Below are 16,414 nucleotides of genomic sequence, written 5' to 3'. Positions count from 1 at the left end.
GCCAGACCGATGAGGTGGGCTTCAAACGCGGCGGTAACCGCCGGGACGGTATTGGGGATGCTGATCGCTTCCTGCACGACGGCCGTGGCATGGCGTTGGGAGAGCCTTCCGTCCTCCAGCGCGCGCAGCGTGGCCGGATACTCACGGGTCAGTAGTTCACTGGTATCCAGGAGAAACCCCGCGGTCCGTTCCGGGATGCGCAGCGCGGCGCTGATCTCCGCGCCGGCCAGGGCATGAACACGGTCCAGGTCTTCGACCCAGGGGTGTTCCTCGGCCATCAGGTCATAAAGATGGGTGGCCGCTTTGGCTTCCTGCGCATCGACCCAGGACCGCAACACTGAGAGCGTCTTGAGCAGGTTCACGGTCTGCCCCGCGTTCAACGTCACCATCGCCGCGACCGACACCTGGCCAGACAACGGCACCGGAGCCCCCGGCCCGATCGGAGCGGTCCAGGTCGCTTCCCCGCCCAGCGGCCCGCGCGGACCATACCCACCCGCATTCCCCGAAGCAGTGTTCGCGGACCCGCTCTCGAAGACGGAACCGGGGCCAGAACCGGGGCCAGATTCGGGGGAGAATCCCGATCCGGGAGCAGAAGCGTCGCTGCCTTTCATACCTTTATTCCATCATCGCCCACTGACAAAATAGGGGCCGATTCAGGGTCACCAGAAAAACTTTCTCAACTATTTTTCGGCCCACACAACCAACACGGACCGCCTCCTGAACACCCCGCCCAGGGCCAACCAAAGACTAAGGTCTGGTCGGTCAGGGCGCCCTCAACCCGGCAGATGTCACTCCTCGGCAGGGGTGGCGACGGCCAGCAGGAGGACGGGGGTGAGGGCCAGCAGGAGGACGGGGGTGCGGGCCAGCAGGACGTTCTCTCACGGCTGAACAGCCTGCGAGGCCCGCGCGACCGCGGAGTTCGGCGACTCAATGCGCCTCCGCACGCAAGGTTGAGCCTATCCCACTCAACTTAGATTTGACTCTCTGCGGCCTCGGAGTACAGTTGAGTGAAGAACGCTCAAGATCCGGCTTTCAGGCGAATACTCGCCAGGCTACGGGCTGAGCGATTCCCCTCATTACGGGCTGTTGAAAGGAAATACGCATGTCACGTGCAGTAGGTATTGACCTCGGAACCACCAACTCAGTGGTTTCCGTACTCGAAGGTGGCGAGCCCACCGTTATCGCCAACGCTGAAGGCGCACGGACTACGCCCTCGATCGTTGCGTTCTCCAAGGGCGGGGAAGTGTTGGTTGGCGAAATCGCCAAGCGCCAGGCCGTCAACAACATCGACCGCACCATTGCTTCCGTCAAGCGCCACATGGGCACCGACTGGAACGTCAAGGTCGACGATAAGAACTACACGGCTCAGGAAATTTCCGCGCGCATCCTTCAGAAGCTGAAGACCGACGCCGAAAGCTACCTGGGTGAAAAGGTGACCGACGCTGTCGTCACCGTTCCCGCCTACTTCAACGACGCCGAGCGCCAGGCCACCAAGGAAGCAGGCGAAATCGCAGGCCTGAACGTCCTGCGTATTGTCAACGAGCCAACCGCTGCAGCACTGGCGTACGGCCTGGACAAGGGCAAGGAAGACGAGCTCATCCTGGTCTTCGACCTGGGTGGCGGCACATTTGACGTCTCCCTGCTCGAGGTCGGCAAGGATGAAGACGACTTCTCCACCATTCAGGTACGCTCCACCTCCGGTGACAACCGCCTCGGCGGCGACGACTGGGATCAGCGCGTGGTTGACTACCTGCTGTCGCAGGCCAAAGCCAAGGGTGTTGACCTGTCCAAGGACAAAATCGCCCTGCAGCGCCTGAAGGAAGCGGCAGAGCAGGCCAAGAAGGAACTCTCCTCGGCAAGCTCCACCAACATCTCCCTCCAGTACCTTTCGGTCACCCCAGACGGCCCCGTCCACCTGGACGAGCACCTCTCCCGTGCCAAGTTCCAGGACCTCACCAAGGACCTGCTGGACCGCACCAAGAAGCCATTCAACGACGTCATCGCTGAAGCAGGCATCAAGGTTGCCGACATCGACCACATCGTGCTCGTCGGTGGCTCAACCCGCATGCCAGCCGTCGTTGAACTGGTGAAGTCACTCGCCGGTGGCAAGGAGCCCAACAAGGGCGTCAACCCTGATGAGGTCGTCGCCGTCGGCGCCGCACTCCAGGCAGGCGTGCTGAAGGGTGAGCGTAAGGACGTGCTGCTCATCGACGTCACCCCTCTGTCCCTCGGGATCGAGACCAAGGGCGGCATGATGACCAAGCTGATCGAGCGCAACACGGCCATCCCCACCAAGCGCAGCGAAACCTTCACCACCGCCGACGACAACCAGCCATCGGTTGCTATCCAGGTCTTCCAGGGCGAGCGCGAGTTCACCCGGGACAACAAGCCACTGGGTACCTTCGAACTGACCGGAATCGCTCCCGCCCCCCGCGGCGTGCCACAGGTTGAGGTCACCTTCGACCTCGACGCCAACGGTATCGTCCACGTGTCCGCCAAGGACAAGGGCACCGGCGCCGAGCAGTCGATGACCATCACCGGCGGCACCGCGCTGTCGAAGGAAGACATCGACCGTATGGTCCGCGAAGCCGAGGAGCACGCAGCCGAGGACAAGGAACGCCGCGAAGCAGCCGACACCCGCAACGGTGCCGAGCAGTTGGCCTACTCGGTCGACAAACTGATCGCCGACAACTCGGACAAGCTGCCCGAGGACGTCAAGACCGAGGTTCAGGCCGACGTCGACGAACTGAAGAAGGCACTCGAAGCCAACCCTGAGGAAGCCGGATCGGCTGACACGGTCAAGGCCGCGTTTGAGAAGCTTCAGGCGTCACAGACCAAGCTCGGCGAGGCAATCTACGCAGCGGCACAGCAGGACGCCGCCGCGCCAGGCGCCGACGCACCTCAGGATGGAACGGCGCCTGACGCTGGCTCGTCCTCGAACGACGAGGACATCGTCGACGCCGAGGTAGTCGACGAAGACGACAACACCGAAAAGAAGTAGTCATGCCGCACCACGGAAACGAAGAAGAGCACCAGTCCGAACCGGTCAGCTTCCGCGATAACCGGAAGATCGACCCCGAGGCAGGTAAGGTCCGTGGGCAGCAGCAGGACGACGACGGCGCACAGGCTGGTCACACCGACCAGCCTGTGACCCCGGACTCCGTTCAGGATCCCGTTGAGGAAGCCGACGCCGGGGAGCAGCCCGCCGATGGTAGCGATGCGCTGGCCCAGGCCGAGGCAATCCTCAACGGGATCGACGGCGAGGGGTTCACCGAACCCGCCGCCGGATCGGCCTCAGCTGTGGAAGCGGAGCTGCGTACCGACCTGCAACGCCTCTCGGCCGAGTACGTCAACTACCGGAAGCGCGTCGAGCGCGACCGGGACGTGGCCCGGGACATGGCAGTCATCGGAGTGTTGAACTCGCTGATGCCCGTCCTGGACGACATCGACGCCGCTCGCCAGCACGGCGACCTGGCCGACGGACCTTTCGCTGCGATCTCCACCAAATTGGAAAACGCGCTGAAGACCTACGGCCTAAGCCGGATCGACGAGACCGGAGTGGAGTTCGACCCGAACATCCACGAGGCTCTGATCCAGCAGCCCAGTGCCGACGTACAGTTCGACAGCGTCAGCCAGATCCTGCGGGCAGGTTACAAGAAGGGCGACCGCGTCCTGCGGGCAGCCCAAGTTATCGTCGCAGTGCCCGAGTAGCGCCTGGGAAGCCGGAGCAGTGCCCGACCGGCGGCAACGAAATTTCCTCGCTCGCAGAGCTCGTTTGAAATATTAAAGCCGCCGGGTCGGACACTGCTCCGGCTCCATCGCTACTCACCTATGCTTTGAATTCATATACGAAAGGGGACGCCAATTGGCTAGTCAGGATTGGGTCGACAAGGATTTCTATAAAATTCTCGGTGTCCCCAAAGATGCAACAGCTGCCGACATCAAGAAGTCGTACCGGAAGTTGGCGCGCAAGCACCACCCGGACCAGAATCAGGCAACCGGCGGGTCGGACAAGATGTTCAAGGACATTTCCGAGGCGTACTCGGTGTTGTCCGATCCTGAGGATCGTCAGCAGTATGACGCCATCCGTGCCATGGGCGGCGGCGCACGCTTTACCGCCGGTGGTCCCGGTGGGGGAGCCGGCGGCGCTGGCTTCGAAGATATCTTCGGCAACCTCTTCGGTCAGGGTGCCGGACAGCCCAGGCCCGGACGCCAACGCCCCGGCGGTGGCGGAGGCGCCAGCTACGGCAATCTTCCACCCGAGTTCGCCGACCTGTTCGGCCAGGGCGGGGGAGGCGGCTTCGGCCAGGGCGGCGGTGGGTTCCCCGGAGGCTACCAGCCGACCCCGCGTAAAGGCGCCGACCGTACGGCGACCACCAGTATTTCTTTCGCCGGTTCCATTAACGGCACCACCATCGGACTGCGTGAGCCCTCCGGTGAAGTCATCGATGTTCGGGTGCCCGCCGGCATCAAGGACGGACAAAAGGTCCGCGTCCGGGGCAAGGGCCAGGCTGGCGCCGCAGGAAATGGCGACCTGATGGTCAGCGTAAGCGTGAAACCGCATCCATTCTTCCAGCGCGACGGCGACAACATCCGCGTCCACGTGCCGGTGTCCTTCCCGGAGGCTGCAATGGGTGCGCACATCGATGTCCCCACGCTGACCGGTGACACGGTCAAGGTCAAAGTCCCCGCCGGTACGCCGTCCGGACGGACCCTGCGCGTCAAGGGGCGTGGGGTGTCCACAGCAAAGGCGACCGGTGACTTGCTGGTGACCATCGACGTCGTCGTCCCGCAGAAACTGAACAAGGACGCAGAGGCTGCGGTCGAGGCGTTTGCCGCGGCGACCGTCGACGCCGACCCGCGAGCGGGCCTCGCCGCCAAAGCGAAACTCTAAAGCCCAAGCAGCATCGAAAGGAGGTCACGATGGCAATCGACGCAAGCCTGCCCATCTACGTGATCTCCGTCGCCGCAGAACTGGCGGACATGCACCCGCAAACCCTCCGGCAGTACGACCGGCTCGGGCTGGTGACACCCAGCCGGGCTCCCGGCCGCGCCCGCCGCTACTCGCAGCGGGACGTGACCACTCTCCGCGAGGTGCAGCGGCTTTCCCAGGAGGGGGTGTCGCTGGAAGGTATCCGACGGATCCTGCAGCTCGAGAATCAGGTCGCCGCCCTGCAATACCGGGTTCAGGAGCTGACCGACGAACTGGCGTCCCGCCGTCGTCAGCCTGACTCAAGCAGGGTGTTTGCCGCCGGACTCGCAGGCGACGTCGTTACCCTCTCCCGCGGTCAGCGCCCCCGGCCGCGGAGTCAGGCGATGGTCGTGTGGCGCCCGTGACCGCGGTACGGGCTACACTGCCGGCGCGGCTGTACTTGATCGGATAATGAGCGCTGTTCGAGCGACGTGATTGGTAGAAGAATAGGCTGCCGGGTCCTGCAGAATCGCCAGGAAGCGCTCGACGGCGCGCTGCCCCTGTTCCCGCGGGAATTGGGCCACTGTGGTCAGCCCGAGAGCTTCCCCGAGTTCATGCCCATCAATCCCTATCACTGAAATGTCTTCGGGGACGCGAAGTCCCAGCTCCCGTGCCGCGAGGATGGTGCCTATCGCCATCTCGTCTGACGCGCAGAAGACCGCCGAAGGAGTATCGCGAGGATAGCCCAGGAGCTGTTTCGCCTGTGCTAGACCGCCCTGAATGGTGAAGTCGGCGTCGACGCGCCAGGAGTCAAGGATGTCCAGGTTTGCGTTCCTCATGGCCGACTCATACCCGTTCCGACGGGTGCCGGAAATCCGGAAATCATTTTCAAATGCATCGGCACCACCGAGGTGGGCAATTCGCCGATGCCCAAGGCTGATGAGATGCTCTGTGGCGAGTCGGGCGATTTCACCATCATCGACGCTGAAGGTCTCCGCCCCGGGAAGCGGCCCGCCAATGCCGACTACTGGCTTTCCTACGGCGAGGAGCTGATCCAGTTCGTCGCGGCGAAGTTCAAGCGAAACGGGGATCACCCCATCACACCGCTGGCGGAGAAGAAAGTCGGTGAGGACGCGGCCGCGGTGGTCGGCGTTCTCGTTCAGGTTATAAAGCGTGAGGTCATACCCAGCCTCGAGCAACGATGCCGCGACGCTGTCGACGATCTGGGAATAGTACCAACGGGCAACCGACGGCACGACGACTCCCACATTGCGGTGACGGCCCGAGGCTAGCGAGGACGCAGTCGAACTCACCACGAAGCCCAGTTCCTTTGCGGCCCGCAGAACCCGCGCCCGGCTTCGCTCCGATACCTGCCCCTTGCCGCTGAGCGCTCGGGATACGGTCGCGGTGGAGACCCCGGCGAGCTGGGCGACATCCTTGATGCCGGCCATGGTCTCCCTCCCAAAATTCATGCGGTGCACTCCGGCTGGACTGTGCCTCCTTCGATCATTCCGGAGTCGCCACGAAAGCGCTATCCGTGGAGTGGATCAGCCAGACGCAAGCATTGGGTGGGAGCATTCGGGTTTCCCCCGCTTCCATTTCTTCCGGCGTGCTGGAGACGATGATAGCGCCCGGCGGAAGCGGGATGGCGAATTCACCCATGTTGAGAACCACCAGCACTTCGCCGTTGAGGAACGCAACGGCGTCGGTCGTTTCGTACTCGCGGGACCAGCTCAGGGATCCGGCACCGAGCCGCAAATCCCGTCGAAGCTGGAGGGCGGTCCGATACAGGGACAGCGTTGAGGAAGGATCCTCCGTCTGACGGTCGCGGGCGTAGCCAGACCACCCCTCTGGTTGTGGCAACCAGGGGGTCGGCGCCTCATGGGGTGCGCCGCTGTGGTTCGCCGCAAAACCAAACGTGGGCGTATCGGCGAGCCACGGCAACGGAACCCGGCAGCCGTCTCGGCCGAGTCGCTCCCCTTCGGTTCGGCCGAAGGTCGGGTCCTTGCGAGCATCGTCAGGCATTGCAGTGTGGTCGGGCAGGCCAAGTTCCTCGCCCTGGTAAAGATAAATGCCTCCCGGCAGGGCGAACATCGCGAGGGAAGCAGCCCGGGCCCGGGCCAGTCCTATCGCGGTGTCGGGCTGCGCGTCGAACCTGCCGATTCCGTCACCACCACGGGGAGCGCCCTCGGGGAGGCCGAAGCGGCTTGCGTGCCGGACGACGTCGTGATTGCTCAACACCCAGGTGGTGGGCGCGTCGACTGCGTCGAAAGCGGTCAGCGAAGTCGAGATCACATGGCGGAGGGAATGTGCGTCCCAGGGGTGATGAAGGTATGCGAAGTTGAAGGCCTGGTGCATCTCGTCCGGGCGCACCCAGTCGGTCAGGCGGGGCAGGGGGTCGATCGACGCCTCGGCACAAAGGATTCGGTCTCCGTCGTATTCGTCGAGGATGCCACGCCACCGACGATAAATTGCATGGACCTCCTCCTGCCCGAACATAGGCGCATCCGAACCAGGGAAGCCCTCCGTGGATCCGCCGTCGGCACGGCCGCCCCAGTCCGGCAGGCCTTTGGCCTTGATGAGGGCGTGCGCTACGTCCACACGGAACCCGGACACCCCGCGATCAAGCCAGAAACGGAGGACTCGCTCGAACTCCTCCCGCACGGCTGGGTTGTCCCAGTTGAAGTCGGGCTGGGAGGAATCGAAAAGGTGAAGATACCACTGGCCAGGGGAGCCATCAGGAGCAGTAATGCGCGTCCACGCAGGGCCGCCGAAATGGGACTGCCAGTTGTTGGGGGGCTCGTCGCCGCCGGCGCCCCGGCCATCACTGAAAATGAACATGGACCGCTCAGGCGAACCCTCGGGGGCAGCCAGCGCGGCCTGAAACAGCGCGTGCTCACTTGAGCAATGGTTGGGTACGAGGTCGACGATAATCCGAATCCCAAGGCGGTCCGCCCCTGCAACAAGGGCGTCAAAGTCGGCTAGCGTGCCAAACATCGGGTCGACATCGCAATAGTCTGCGACGTCGTAGCCGCCGTCGCGGTGGGGAGAGGGGTAGAACGGGGATAGCCAAACAGCGTCGACGCTGAGCTCTGCCAAATGGTCCAATTCGGCCAGGACGCCAGGAAGGTCCCCCGTACCATCGCCGTTCGAGTCCCGGAACGAGCGCGGGTAGACCTGGTAGATGACAGATGAGCGCCACCACTCGGCATCCCCCCACGCGGCGTGCAATGGGTCGTGGAAGGAGGCAGGCGAGGACAGGTGATCGCCGCTCAGGACGGGAACAATCTCAGGCATGCCGACTATCTTAGACCGCAAATCAACTAAAAGTGGAAGCGCTTGCCCTGGGCTAGCTTGCCGCATGCCGGTTTGAGGGCGGATTCTCAACCAGTTTTTTCTGACAGTTGGAATATTTTGTGCAAGCGTTTACAGTTGTGACTCTTATCACGATCTGCCCGATCGGGCGGGTTGTGGCATAGACGTTTCCCGGTGAGCGGACGTACCGCTCCGATGGCCGGGCACTGACCGATGACGTTCACGAAAGGTACACCAATGAAGGTGCGATCCACCCAGCCGATGCGTCGGCACACCCTATTCACCGGACTACTGTCCGTTGCAGTCCTGGCCCTCACCGCCTGTGGCGGAGGAGCATCCGAGTCAGCCGGCACGAGCAGCACCCCCGCCGCGGAAAACCTCTCAGAGGGGGGCGCCACGACGCTCACCATGTGGGTTGACGCGGAGCGTGCACCCGCCCTTGAGGAGATCACCGCTTCCTTTAAAGAGGACACTGGGATCGAAGTGAAACTCGCGGTCAAGGACTTCGCCGCAGTACGTGATGACTTCATCACCCAGGTGCCCACCGGCAAGGGTCCAGACCTGATCGTGGGTCCACATGACTGGTTGGGCACTTTCGTTCAGAACGGCGTGGTGGCGCCGGTGGAGCTTGGCGACAAGGCGGCGGAGTTCCAGGAATCCGCCATCCAGGCGATGACCTACGACGGCAGCGTCTACGGCGTCCCCTACGCGCTGGAGAACATTGCGCTGCTGCGCAACACCGATCTGGTACCCGAGGCAGCAACCACCTTTGACGAGGTCATCGCGAACGGCGAGGCCGCCGTCGCCGCGGGCGACGCCGAATACCCCTTCCTGGTGGGCATGGATCCCAAGCAGGGCGATCCGTATCACCTGTACCCGCTGCAGACCTCGATGGGGGTCCCCGTCTTCGGCCAGAACGACGATGGCAGCTACAACGCGGACGAACTGCTGCTGGGCGAGCCCAACGGCGTCGAGTTCGCGAAGAAGCTCGTCGAATGGGGTGACGAAGGGTCGAAGATCATCAACTCGAACATCACCGGCGATATCGCGAAGGAGAAATTCAACGCGGGCGAGTCGCCCTACTTCCTGACCGGTCCCTGGAACGTGCCCGATGCCCAGGCCGCAGGGTTGAACATCGCTGTCGACAACCTTCCCACCGTCGGGGAGGAAGACGCGCAGCCTTTCATCGGTGTCAACGGATTCTTCATTTCCTCGAAGAGCGCCAACGCGCTCGCGGCGAATGAGTTTGCCGTCAACTATCTCAGCACTGAGGAAGCACAGGACGCGATGTACGCCGTTGGGGGGCGCCCACCGGCCCTCAACGCCAGCTTCGACAAGGCGTCCTCGGATCCGATCGTTGCAGCATTCGGCGAGATCGGAGCCAATGGTGTGCCTATGCCAGCGCTGCCAGAAATGCAGGCCGTCTGGGCTGACTGGGGAGCAACCGAGCTCGCCCTGATCAAGGGCAGCAGCGATCCTGAGGCTGCCTGGACCACCATGGTCAGCAACATCGAAGAGAAGATCGCAGGGCAGTAACAACCCGGCGCCCGTCCTTCCTTGGGCGGGCGCCACCCCTGGCTGCTCCGGCAGCAACCTCTTCGCCGCGGGCCGGTGCCCTTCCCCGGTCCGCGGCGGATAACCTCACCGCAGCGGCCGCCCTCGGCCTACCAACGAAAGCCTTTTCGATGTCTACCCTTGCCCCTCCCGACCGGTCCACAACGCGGCCCCGGAAGAAGCCCGGCTCGACCGCAGATTCCACCTTTGGGCTGCTGGTCAAAATCACGCTACTTGGCCTGGTGGATGCTTTTGCCGTGTACGTCATGATTACCCTCTTCTTTCAGGAGAAGTGGCTAATCCTGATCGTCGCCGCGTCGGTGACACTGCTCATCAACTGGATCTATCTCAGGAAGGGTGGACTGCCGGCAAAGTACCTCGCACCGGGCATCTTCTTCCTGGTCCTCTTCCAGGTGTTTGTGATGCTCTACAGCGGGTACGTCGCGTTCACCAACTACGGCGACGGGCACAACAGCACCAAAGCCGACGCCGTGAGCGCCATCCAGTTGTCGGCGCAGCAACGGGTGCCGGATTCGCCTGCCTACCGCGTCTCCATCCTGGAGCGCGACGGCGAACTCCACCTCCTCGCCACCGATCCCGACGGCGACGTGTCCGTTGGCACCACTGGTTCGCCGCTCGAAGACGCGAGCGAGGCCGTCACGGACTCGACGGGCAGGGCAGTGGAACTGGAGGGGTACCGGACACTGGGCTTCGCTGAGATCCTCACGAACCAGGCCGACATCCTGGCCGTCACCGTCCCTTTCTCAGACGACCCCGAGGACGGCAGCCTAAAGACAAGCGATGGATCGAGCGCCTACGTCTATCGTCCCTCGCTCAGTTTTGATGAGGCGACCAGCACGTTCACCAACCTCGAAACCGGAGCCACCTACACCGATTCGGGCGAGGGCTCGTTCACCTCGGTCGACGGTGAGCAGCTCAGTACTGGGTGGAAAGTGAACGTCGGGTTCGACAACTTCGCCAAGGCCTTCTCCGACCAGAACATCCGGGGACCGCTGCTGCAGGTGGTTCTCTGGACCTTCACCTTCGCGATCGTCTCAGTTCTCTCCACCTTCGCACTGGGGCTATTCCTCGCCAACGCGTTCAATCTTCCCGACCTCCGCGGCAAGCGGGTCTATCGCATCCTGATGATCCTTCCGTATGCCTTTCCGGCTTTCCTCGCCGGTCTCGTCTGGTCCGGACTGCTCAATCCGGAATTTGGTTTCGTCAATAACACCTTCTTTGGGGGAGCGGACATTCCGTGGCTGACCGATCCGTTGCTGGCGAAGGTCAGTGTGCTCGTCGTCAACCTGTGGCTCGGGTTCCCCTACATGTTCCTGGTGTGCACGGGCGCCCTGCAATCCTTGCCCGAGGAGGTCAACGAGGCGGCCCGCATGGACGGCGCCACGGCCTGGAGGACCTTCACCGCCATCAAACTGCCGCTGCTGCTCGTCTCGGTGGCGCCGCTGCTGATCGCGAGCTTCGCTTTTAATTTCAACAACTTCAACGTCATCTACATGCTGACCGACGGCGGGCCCCGCTTCGGCAACACGACGGCAAACATCGGGCACACGGACATCCTCATCACGATGGTCTACGAAATCGCCTTCGGCACCGGGGTGGGCCGTGACTATGGCCTGGCCAGCGCCCTATCCATCATCATCTTCATCATCGTCGCCGTGGTCTCGGCCATCAGCTTCCGGCAGACCAAGGCACTGGAGGACATCAACTGATGACTGCATTCACCGAGCCCCGGGCGACCGCCGTCGCCGAACCCCACCCGCAATCCACGGGCAAGATCCCCGAGCGTCGCCAGCGCACCTTCAGCCAATGGTTCAGGCATAAAGGGTGGCGGCATGTGGTGGGTGTGGTGACCACCCTCTTTGCCGTGTTCCCTCTGATCTATGTCCTTTCAGCGGCCCTTAACTCGAACGGAACGATGGTCGGTTCCAACGCCCTGTTCAGCCAGATTGACGGCGGCAACTTCGAAGCGCTGTTCACCAACCCGAGCCGGCCGTTTGGCCGGTGGTTCATCAACACGATGGTCATCGGTGTGGTCACGTCCGCTGCGACAGTTTTCCTGGGGGCGCTTGCTGCCTACGCGTTCAGCCGCATGCGGTTCACCGGGCGCAGGATCAGCCTGCTTACCCTGTTGATCCTGCAAATGTTCCCCCAGCTGCTTGCTGTGGTCGCCATTTTCCTGATGCTCAATGCCATCACGGATATCGTGCCGTGGCTGGGCCTCGGCAGCCAACTCGGACTCATCATGGTCTACCTCGGCGGGGCCCTGGGGGTTAACACCTACCTCATGTACGGGTTCTTCAACACCGTGCCCAAGTCGCTCGATGAGGCAGCCAGGATCGACGGAGCAAGCCACGTCCAGGTCTTTTTCACCATCATCCTCCCGCTGGTGACGCCCATCCTCGCGGTGGTTGGTCTGCTTGCCTTCATCGGGTTGAGCAGCGAATTCGTTATTGCCAGCGTCGTCCTGACCGACCCGGACTCCCAGACCCTCGCCGTGGGCCTCTACTCCTATGTAGCGCAGCAGCGATCCGAGAACTGGGGGGTCTTCGCCGCGGGCGCCGTCCTCGCCGCTGTTCCGGTGATGGCACTGTTCCTGTTCCTGCAGAAGTACATTACCAACGGTCTCGTGGCCGGTTCAGTCAAGGGCTGAGCCGTGCAAGATGCAACCCTGAGCTCGCCCCACCACGACGGTTCGCCACAATATGTCAGGAATCAGTCACCGGTAGTAGGCGATGTCCTTGCCCTGCGGCTGCGGGTTCCCGCGCACTGGGGGACACCGCGCAGGGTATTCCTTCGGTCGTTGAGGGACGGTGAACCACATTATGACCAGGCCCGAAGCCTCCCGAGCGTCGACAGCTGGTCCTGGTGGGAGGCAGACGTCACAGTGGTCAATCCGACACTGAGGTACCGCTTCCTGCTCGAGGGGGCTGAGGCCCAAGGCCCCAGCTGGTCCTGGTTGACCGCCACCGGCGCATCCCCCTGGGACACCCCAGACCGGGACGATTTCGTCATCCATTGCCGGCCGGCCCCTGCTGAGTGGGCCCGGGGCGGGGTGGTCTACCAGGTCTTCCCTGATCGTTTCGCCAGGTCAGAGACGCAGCAACCAGCGGACCTCCCCAGCTGGGCCGTAGCATGTGCCTGGGAAGACCCGGTTGAGCCCCGAGGGGAGCTCACCCCGCGGCAGGTCTACGGGGGGGACCTTGACGGGATTACCGAAAAGCTCGATCACCTCGTCGATCTTGGTGTCACTATCCTGTATCTGACTCCCTTCTTTCCTGCGCGCTCCAACCACCGCTATGACGCAACAACCTTCGACGTCGTCGATCCCCTCCTGGGCGGGGATGACGCCCTGATCCGGTTGGTGGAAGCAGCCCACGCCCGCAACATCGCAGTGATCGGTGACCTGACGGCCAACCACACCGGTGACGCACACGAATGGTTCCAGAAGGCACGCGCCGATCCGACAAGCGCCGAGGCCGGCTTCTACTACTTCGACGAGGAATCCGCCGGCTACGCCTGCTGGTTCGGCGTGCCGAGTCTGCCCAAACTGAACTGGGCCTCCCAGGAGCTGCGCAGGCGCTTCATTGAGGGAACGGACTCGGTGGTGGCGAAATGGCTATTGCCGCCGTTCAATCTGGACGGGTGGCGGATCGACGTGGCCAACATGATGGGACGCAACTCAGACGTGGACATGAACCATCAGATCGCCGCGCTGATCCGGGCCACCATGGACGATGTGCGACCGGGACTGCTGCTCCTCGCCGAATCCACCGGGGATGCCACCGAGAATCTGACCAGCCAGGCGTGGGACGGAGCCATGACCTACTCCAATTTCACCAGGCCACTGTGGCAGTGGCTTGCACGTGAAGACGCGGCAGCCAACTTCTTCGGAACCCCTATCACCGGCATTCCGCGCATCGACGGTCATGGTTTTGTGGCGACGCACCTCGCCCTCTCGGCGGGCTTCTCCTGGCGTGCACGAACCCAGAATATGAGCGCGTTGAACACCCATGACACGGCACGGGCAGGAACCGTGATGATCAAGGGCGGCCCAGCCGTCGGTATGGCCCTGGTGTTCCTGCTACCTGGCCTGCCCACTCTTTTCGCCGGCGATGAATTTGGGCTGCGCGGCAGCAACGGCGAGGATTCCCGTACGCCAATGCCGTGGCAAGGATCCGCCGACCGGCCCGATGATCTGCGCGCCCTCATTGCAGCGCTAGCCTCGCTGCGGGCGGGGTCTCCGGCGCTCCTGGAGGGAACGGTGCGCTGGCTAGCTGTTGCGCGGGACGTGGTTGTGCTCGCCCGGGAGCATGAGCATGAATGCTTCGTGATTGTAGCGGCGAGGGCGGACTACGACTGCGTCACGGTTCCGCTGGGTCTCCTGCCGGGGTTGTGGTCCGACGCCGAACAGGTTGCCCTGGGGTGGCCGGACGCAACCGGAGTGCTGGCAGATCAGATGCTAGTGCTCTCGGGCAGGGGCCCCAGCGTTCAGGTCTGGCGCTTCCCAGGGCTGGTCCTGCCCTGAGCGTACATCTGGCGCCCCGCTGGAAACCCTTGCCGTTACGGTGCAGACTGGGGGTATGCCTCAACAGTTCTCCGACGCCGGTGACTTCGGTGAAACGCTCGTGCAGCTGCTCCTGATCGGTGGGGCGACGCTGCTGGTGATTGGCCTCGGCATGGCCCTCGCCACCTGGATCATTGTCCGGCGGCTCCGTCGCTCCGGTGTGGTGCAGCGCGGCTTCTCGAACGGGGTGCTCACCGCCCGTTCCTACGCGGTCGACGACGGCGTCCGCCGCATCGCGCGGCTGCGTCTGGACCTGCGGCGCTCCGGTCAGGCGACCCGCCGGGCCCTCGATGCTGCAGCCGGGAGCGGCGGCCCGATCGGTGAACTTCCCATCGTTGCCGAGGACCTATTCCGTGCGGAGCGGGCACTCGAGAACCAGCTGCGAATGGCCGAGCGCGAACCCGACCGGCAGCTCAAACGGGATCTGGCCGGCCGGATTGGGGAGCAGGTCCAGTCCTACGGCACTCTCTCCGCTGACCTCCGCCGGTCGTTGATGCAGGCGGGCCAGCCCAGCGGTGCCAACGAAATCCAGCGGGCCAGCACCCACCTCACACGCGAAATCAATGTGCTGCAGGCGTGGAGCAAGTCCTACGGCACCCCCGACCAAATCCAGTAGAGGCTGAGGGAACCACCACCATGTCAATTGGCCGCCGCATTTCCCGCATCGTCCGGGCCAACCGGACCGCTGCCAAGGAGAAGCCCACCGACCCCATCCAGACCGTTGAACAAGCGCACCGGCAGCAGCTCGACCTGGTGGATCAGGCCCGCCGCAGTGTTGCTGATCTGGCCGCCAACCGTCACCGCCTTGAACTGCTCGCGGGCGAAGCGCGGGCGGAGCTCGACCAGCTTGAGCGCCGCGCGTCCAGCGCGGTCAACGCGGGCGACGACGACGCCGCCCGGGCGGCACTGCGGCGAAGTCTCGCCGTCACCAAGCGCCTCGAAACCCTCACCCGTCAGCGGGATGATCTCGACACCCAGGTGCGCCAGCTCGACTCCAACCTCCAGCGGCTCGAAACCCGGGTGGAAGACAATGGCATCCGCTACCAGACGCTGAAGGCCCGCCACGGTGCCGCCCAGGCCGAACTTGGCATGCAGGACGCACTTGCCGGGTCCGGGCAGGCAGCGGCGGGNGGGAGCCGAAGCCGCAGCTCGACAGGCCGAGCTGGAAGCGCGACGCGTCCAGGCGCGGGCCGCCGCCCACGACGAGCTGTCCTGGACGGACCCCAACTCGCGGCGGGTGGAAGAAGCCTTCGAGGAACTCGAAGCCAGCTCGGCCACCGAACGGGAACTGGACCGTCTGAAGAACCACCACCCCCGCGACTAGGGCCCAACCCGGGCGGCGTGGGTAGACTCGGCGGCATGACAACAATCAGTGGCAACCATTTCCTGGTCATCGGCGCAACTGGGGTGCTCGGCGCCGCCGTGGCGCGGCAACTCGTAGCAGCCGGGGCGCGGGTGACCCTTTCCGGACGGTCCACTGAGAAGCTCGACAGCCTGGCCGAAGAACTCGGGACCTCGGTAGCCGGAACCATCCCAGCCGATCTCACGCATCCCGGCGCGCCAGCTGAAATCGCGGACGCTTGCGAGGATCTTGACGGTTTGGTCTACGCCGCCGGTGTGGTGGCCTTCGGCCCAGCCGCGGAGCTCGACGATGAAACCCTGGACGAGCTCCTTCTGGTGAACCTGATGGCGTACATCCGGCTCATCCGGGCGGTGTTGCCGCAGCTGCACAAGGACTCAGTGGTGATTCAGGTCAGCGCCGTCGTGGCCGAGAGCCCCACCGCCGGCATGGCAGCCTATTCAGCCAGCAAGGCTGCGCTCAGCGCGTTCGGTAAAGCGTTGACGCTGGAAACCCGGCGGCAGGGCATCCGGGTAATCGATGTTCGGCCGCCGCACACCGAGACGGGCTTGGTGAACCGCGCGATAGCAGGATCCGCGCCTCGCCTTCCGCAAGGGAAGGACCCGGAAGCCGTCGCGGAACGGATCGTGGCGGCCATCGTGAACGGCGAGAAGGACCTGCCAGCGGCGGCCTTCAGCTAACCGTTCCA

At 63.8% G+C, this 16,414-nt stretch carries 12 protein-coding genes and 2 pseudogenes; 11 read left to right on the top strand and 3 right to left on the bottom strand.

The window, feature by feature from the left end:
• Positions 1 to 611: pseudogene (locus B384_RS0105925) on the bottom strand (DUF222 domain-containing protein); the annotation flags it as partial.
• Positions 612 to 1,102: 491 nt separating this feature from the next.
• On the opposite strand from B384_RS0105925, the gene dnaK reads away from it, so the two are divergent.
• The 4 genes from dnaK to B384_RS0105905 all read left to right on the top strand — a co-directional run bounded on the left by dnaK (position 1,103) and on the right by B384_RS0105905 (position 5,337).
• On the top strand, positions 1,103 to 3,001 hold the full coding sequence (gene dnaK, locus B384_RS0105920; RefSeq protein WP_019482218.1) for a molecular chaperone DnaK: 1,899 nt from the start codon (positions 1,103 to 1,105) through the stop codon (positions 2,999 to 3,001).
• 2 nt (positions 3,002 to 3,003) lie between these two features.
• On the top strand, positions 3,004 to 3,711 hold the full coding sequence (locus B384_RS0105915; protein WP_019482217.1) for a nucleotide exchange factor GrpE: 708 nt from the start codon (positions 3,004 to 3,006) through the stop codon (positions 3,709 to 3,711).
• Between the two features lie 154 nt (positions 3,712 to 3,865).
• Complete coding sequence (locus tag B384_RS0105910) at positions 3,866 to 4,894, top strand: DnaJ C-terminal domain-containing protein (RefSeq protein ID WP_019482216.1); 1,029 nt, start codon at positions 3,866 to 3,868, stop codon at positions 4,892 to 4,894.
• 29 nt (positions 4,895 to 4,923) lie between these two features.
• Complete coding sequence (locus tag B384_RS0105905; RefSeq protein ID WP_019482215.1) at positions 4,924 to 5,337, top strand: heat shock protein transcriptional repressor HspR; 414 nt, start codon at positions 4,924 to 4,926, stop codon at positions 5,335 to 5,337.
• Between the two features lie 12 nt (positions 5,338 to 5,349).
• On the opposite strand, the gene B384_RS0105900 is transcribed toward B384_RS0105905, so the two are convergent.
• Positions 5,350 to 6,363: a LacI family DNA-binding transcriptional regulator gene (locus tag B384_RS0105900; protein ID WP_019482214.1), complete on the bottom strand. Its 1,014-nt coding sequence runs from the start codon at positions 6,361 to 6,363 to the stop codon at positions 5,350 to 5,352.
• Between the two features lie 55 nt (positions 6,364 to 6,418).
• A complete protein-coding gene (locus tag B384_RS17895) occupies positions 6,419 to 8,209 on the bottom strand; it encodes a glycoside hydrolase family 13 protein (protein ID WP_019482213.1) in 1,791 nt (596 codons plus the stop codon).
• A 255-nt stretch (positions 8,210 to 8,464) separates the two neighbouring features.
• Between B384_RS17895 and B384_RS0105890 the strand changes: the two genes are divergently transcribed.
• From B384_RS0105890 to B384_RS21005, 7 genes and pseudogenes are all read left to right on the top strand, one after another.
• Entirely contained in the window at positions 8,465 to 9,763 is a 1,299-nt protein-coding gene (locus B384_RS0105890; RefSeq protein WP_019482212.1) for a sugar ABC transporter substrate-binding protein, read from the top strand.
• A 149-nt stretch (positions 9,764 to 9,912) separates the two neighbouring features.
• Positions 9,913 to 11,511, top strand: a complete 1,599-nt coding sequence (locus B384_RS0105885; protein ID WP_019482211.1) for an ABC transporter permease subunit — start codon at positions 9,913 to 9,915, stop codon at positions 11,509 to 11,511.
• Positions 11,511 to 12,452 carry a sugar ABC transporter permease gene (locus tag B384_RS0105880; RefSeq protein ID WP_019482210.1) on the top strand — a complete coding sequence of 314 codons (942 nt, stop codon included), beginning with the start codon at positions 11,511 to 11,513 and terminating at the stop codon, positions 12,450 to 12,452. The genes B384_RS0105885 and B384_RS0105880 overlap by 1 nt, the downstream gene beginning before the upstream one ends.
• 3 nt (positions 12,453 to 12,455) lie before the next feature.
• Positions 12,456 to 14,327 (top strand): glycoside hydrolase family 13 protein, encoded by a 1,872-nt coding sequence (locus tag B384_RS0105875; protein ID WP_026040997.1) that lies wholly within the window; start codon positions 12,456 to 12,458, stop codon positions 14,325 to 14,327.
• A 55-nt stretch (positions 14,328 to 14,382) separates the two neighbouring features.
• The gene (locus B384_RS0105870) at positions 14,383 to 14,982 is read left to right on the top strand and encodes a hypothetical protein (protein ID WP_019482208.1); all 600 of its coding nucleotides are present in this window, start codon (positions 14,383 to 14,385) and stop codon (positions 14,980 to 14,982) included.
• A 20-nt stretch (positions 14,983 to 15,002) separates the two neighbouring features.
• A pseudogene (locus tag B384_RS21475) lies at positions 15,003 to 15,422 on the top strand (PspA/IM30 family protein); the annotation flags it as partial.
• A 303-nt stretch (positions 15,423 to 15,725) separates the two neighbouring features.
• The gene (locus B384_RS21005) at positions 15,726 to 16,406 is read left to right on the top strand and encodes an SDR family NAD(P)-dependent oxidoreductase (RefSeq protein WP_019482205.1); all 681 of its coding nucleotides are present in this window, start codon (positions 15,726 to 15,728) and stop codon (positions 16,404 to 16,406) included.
• Positions 16,407 to 16,414 lie beyond the last annotated feature (8 nt).

It is taken from the genome of Arthrobacter sp. TB 23, from assembly GCF_000294595.1.
GTDB lineage: Bacteria > Actinomycetota > Actinomycetes > Actinomycetales > Micrococcaceae > Arthrobacter_D.
Note: the sequence above shows the minus strand (reverse complement) of the source record. Positions and strands in the feature narration are given on the sequence as shown.

Bases quoted from the DNA above. Each gene is read 5' to 3' on its own strand.
- B384_RS0105890 (WP_019482212.1), top strand. From the start codon at position 8,465: ATGAAGGTGCGATCCACCCAGCCGATGCGTCGGCACACCCTATTCACC.
- B384_RS0105915 (WP_019482217.1), top strand. From the start codon at position 3,004: ATGCCGCACCACGGAAACGAAGAAGAGCACCAGTCCGAACCGGTCAGC.
- dnaK (WP_019482218.1), top strand. From the start codon at position 1,103: ATGTCACGTGCAGTAGGTATTGACCTCGGAACCACCAACTCAGTGGTT.
- B384_RS0105885 (WP_019482211.1), top strand. From the start codon at position 9,913: ATGTCTACCCTTGCCCCTCCCGACCGGTCCACAACGCGGCCCCGGAAG.
- B384_RS17895 (WP_019482213.1), bottom strand. From the start codon at position 8,209: ATGCCTGAGATTGTTCCCGTCCTGAGCGGCGATCACCTGTCCTCGCCT.
- B384_RS0105870 (WP_019482208.1), top strand. From the start codon at position 14,383: ATGCCTCAACAGTTCTCCGACGCCGGTGACTTCGGTGAAACGCTCGTG.
- B384_RS0105880 (WP_019482210.1), top strand. From the start codon at position 11,511: ATGACTGCATTCACCGAGCCCCGGGCGACCGCCGTCGCCGAACCCCAC.
- B384_RS0105905 (WP_019482215.1), top strand. From the start codon at position 4,924: ATGGCAATCGACGCAAGCCTGCCCATCTACGTGATCTCCGTCGCCGCA.
- B384_RS0105900 (WP_019482214.1), bottom strand. From the start codon at position 6,363: ATGGCCGGCATCAAGGATGTCGCCCAGCTCGCCGGGGTCTCCACCGCG.
- B384_RS21005 (WP_019482205.1), top strand. From the start codon at position 15,726: ATGACAACAATCAGTGGCAACCATTTCCTGGTCATCGGCGCAACTGGG.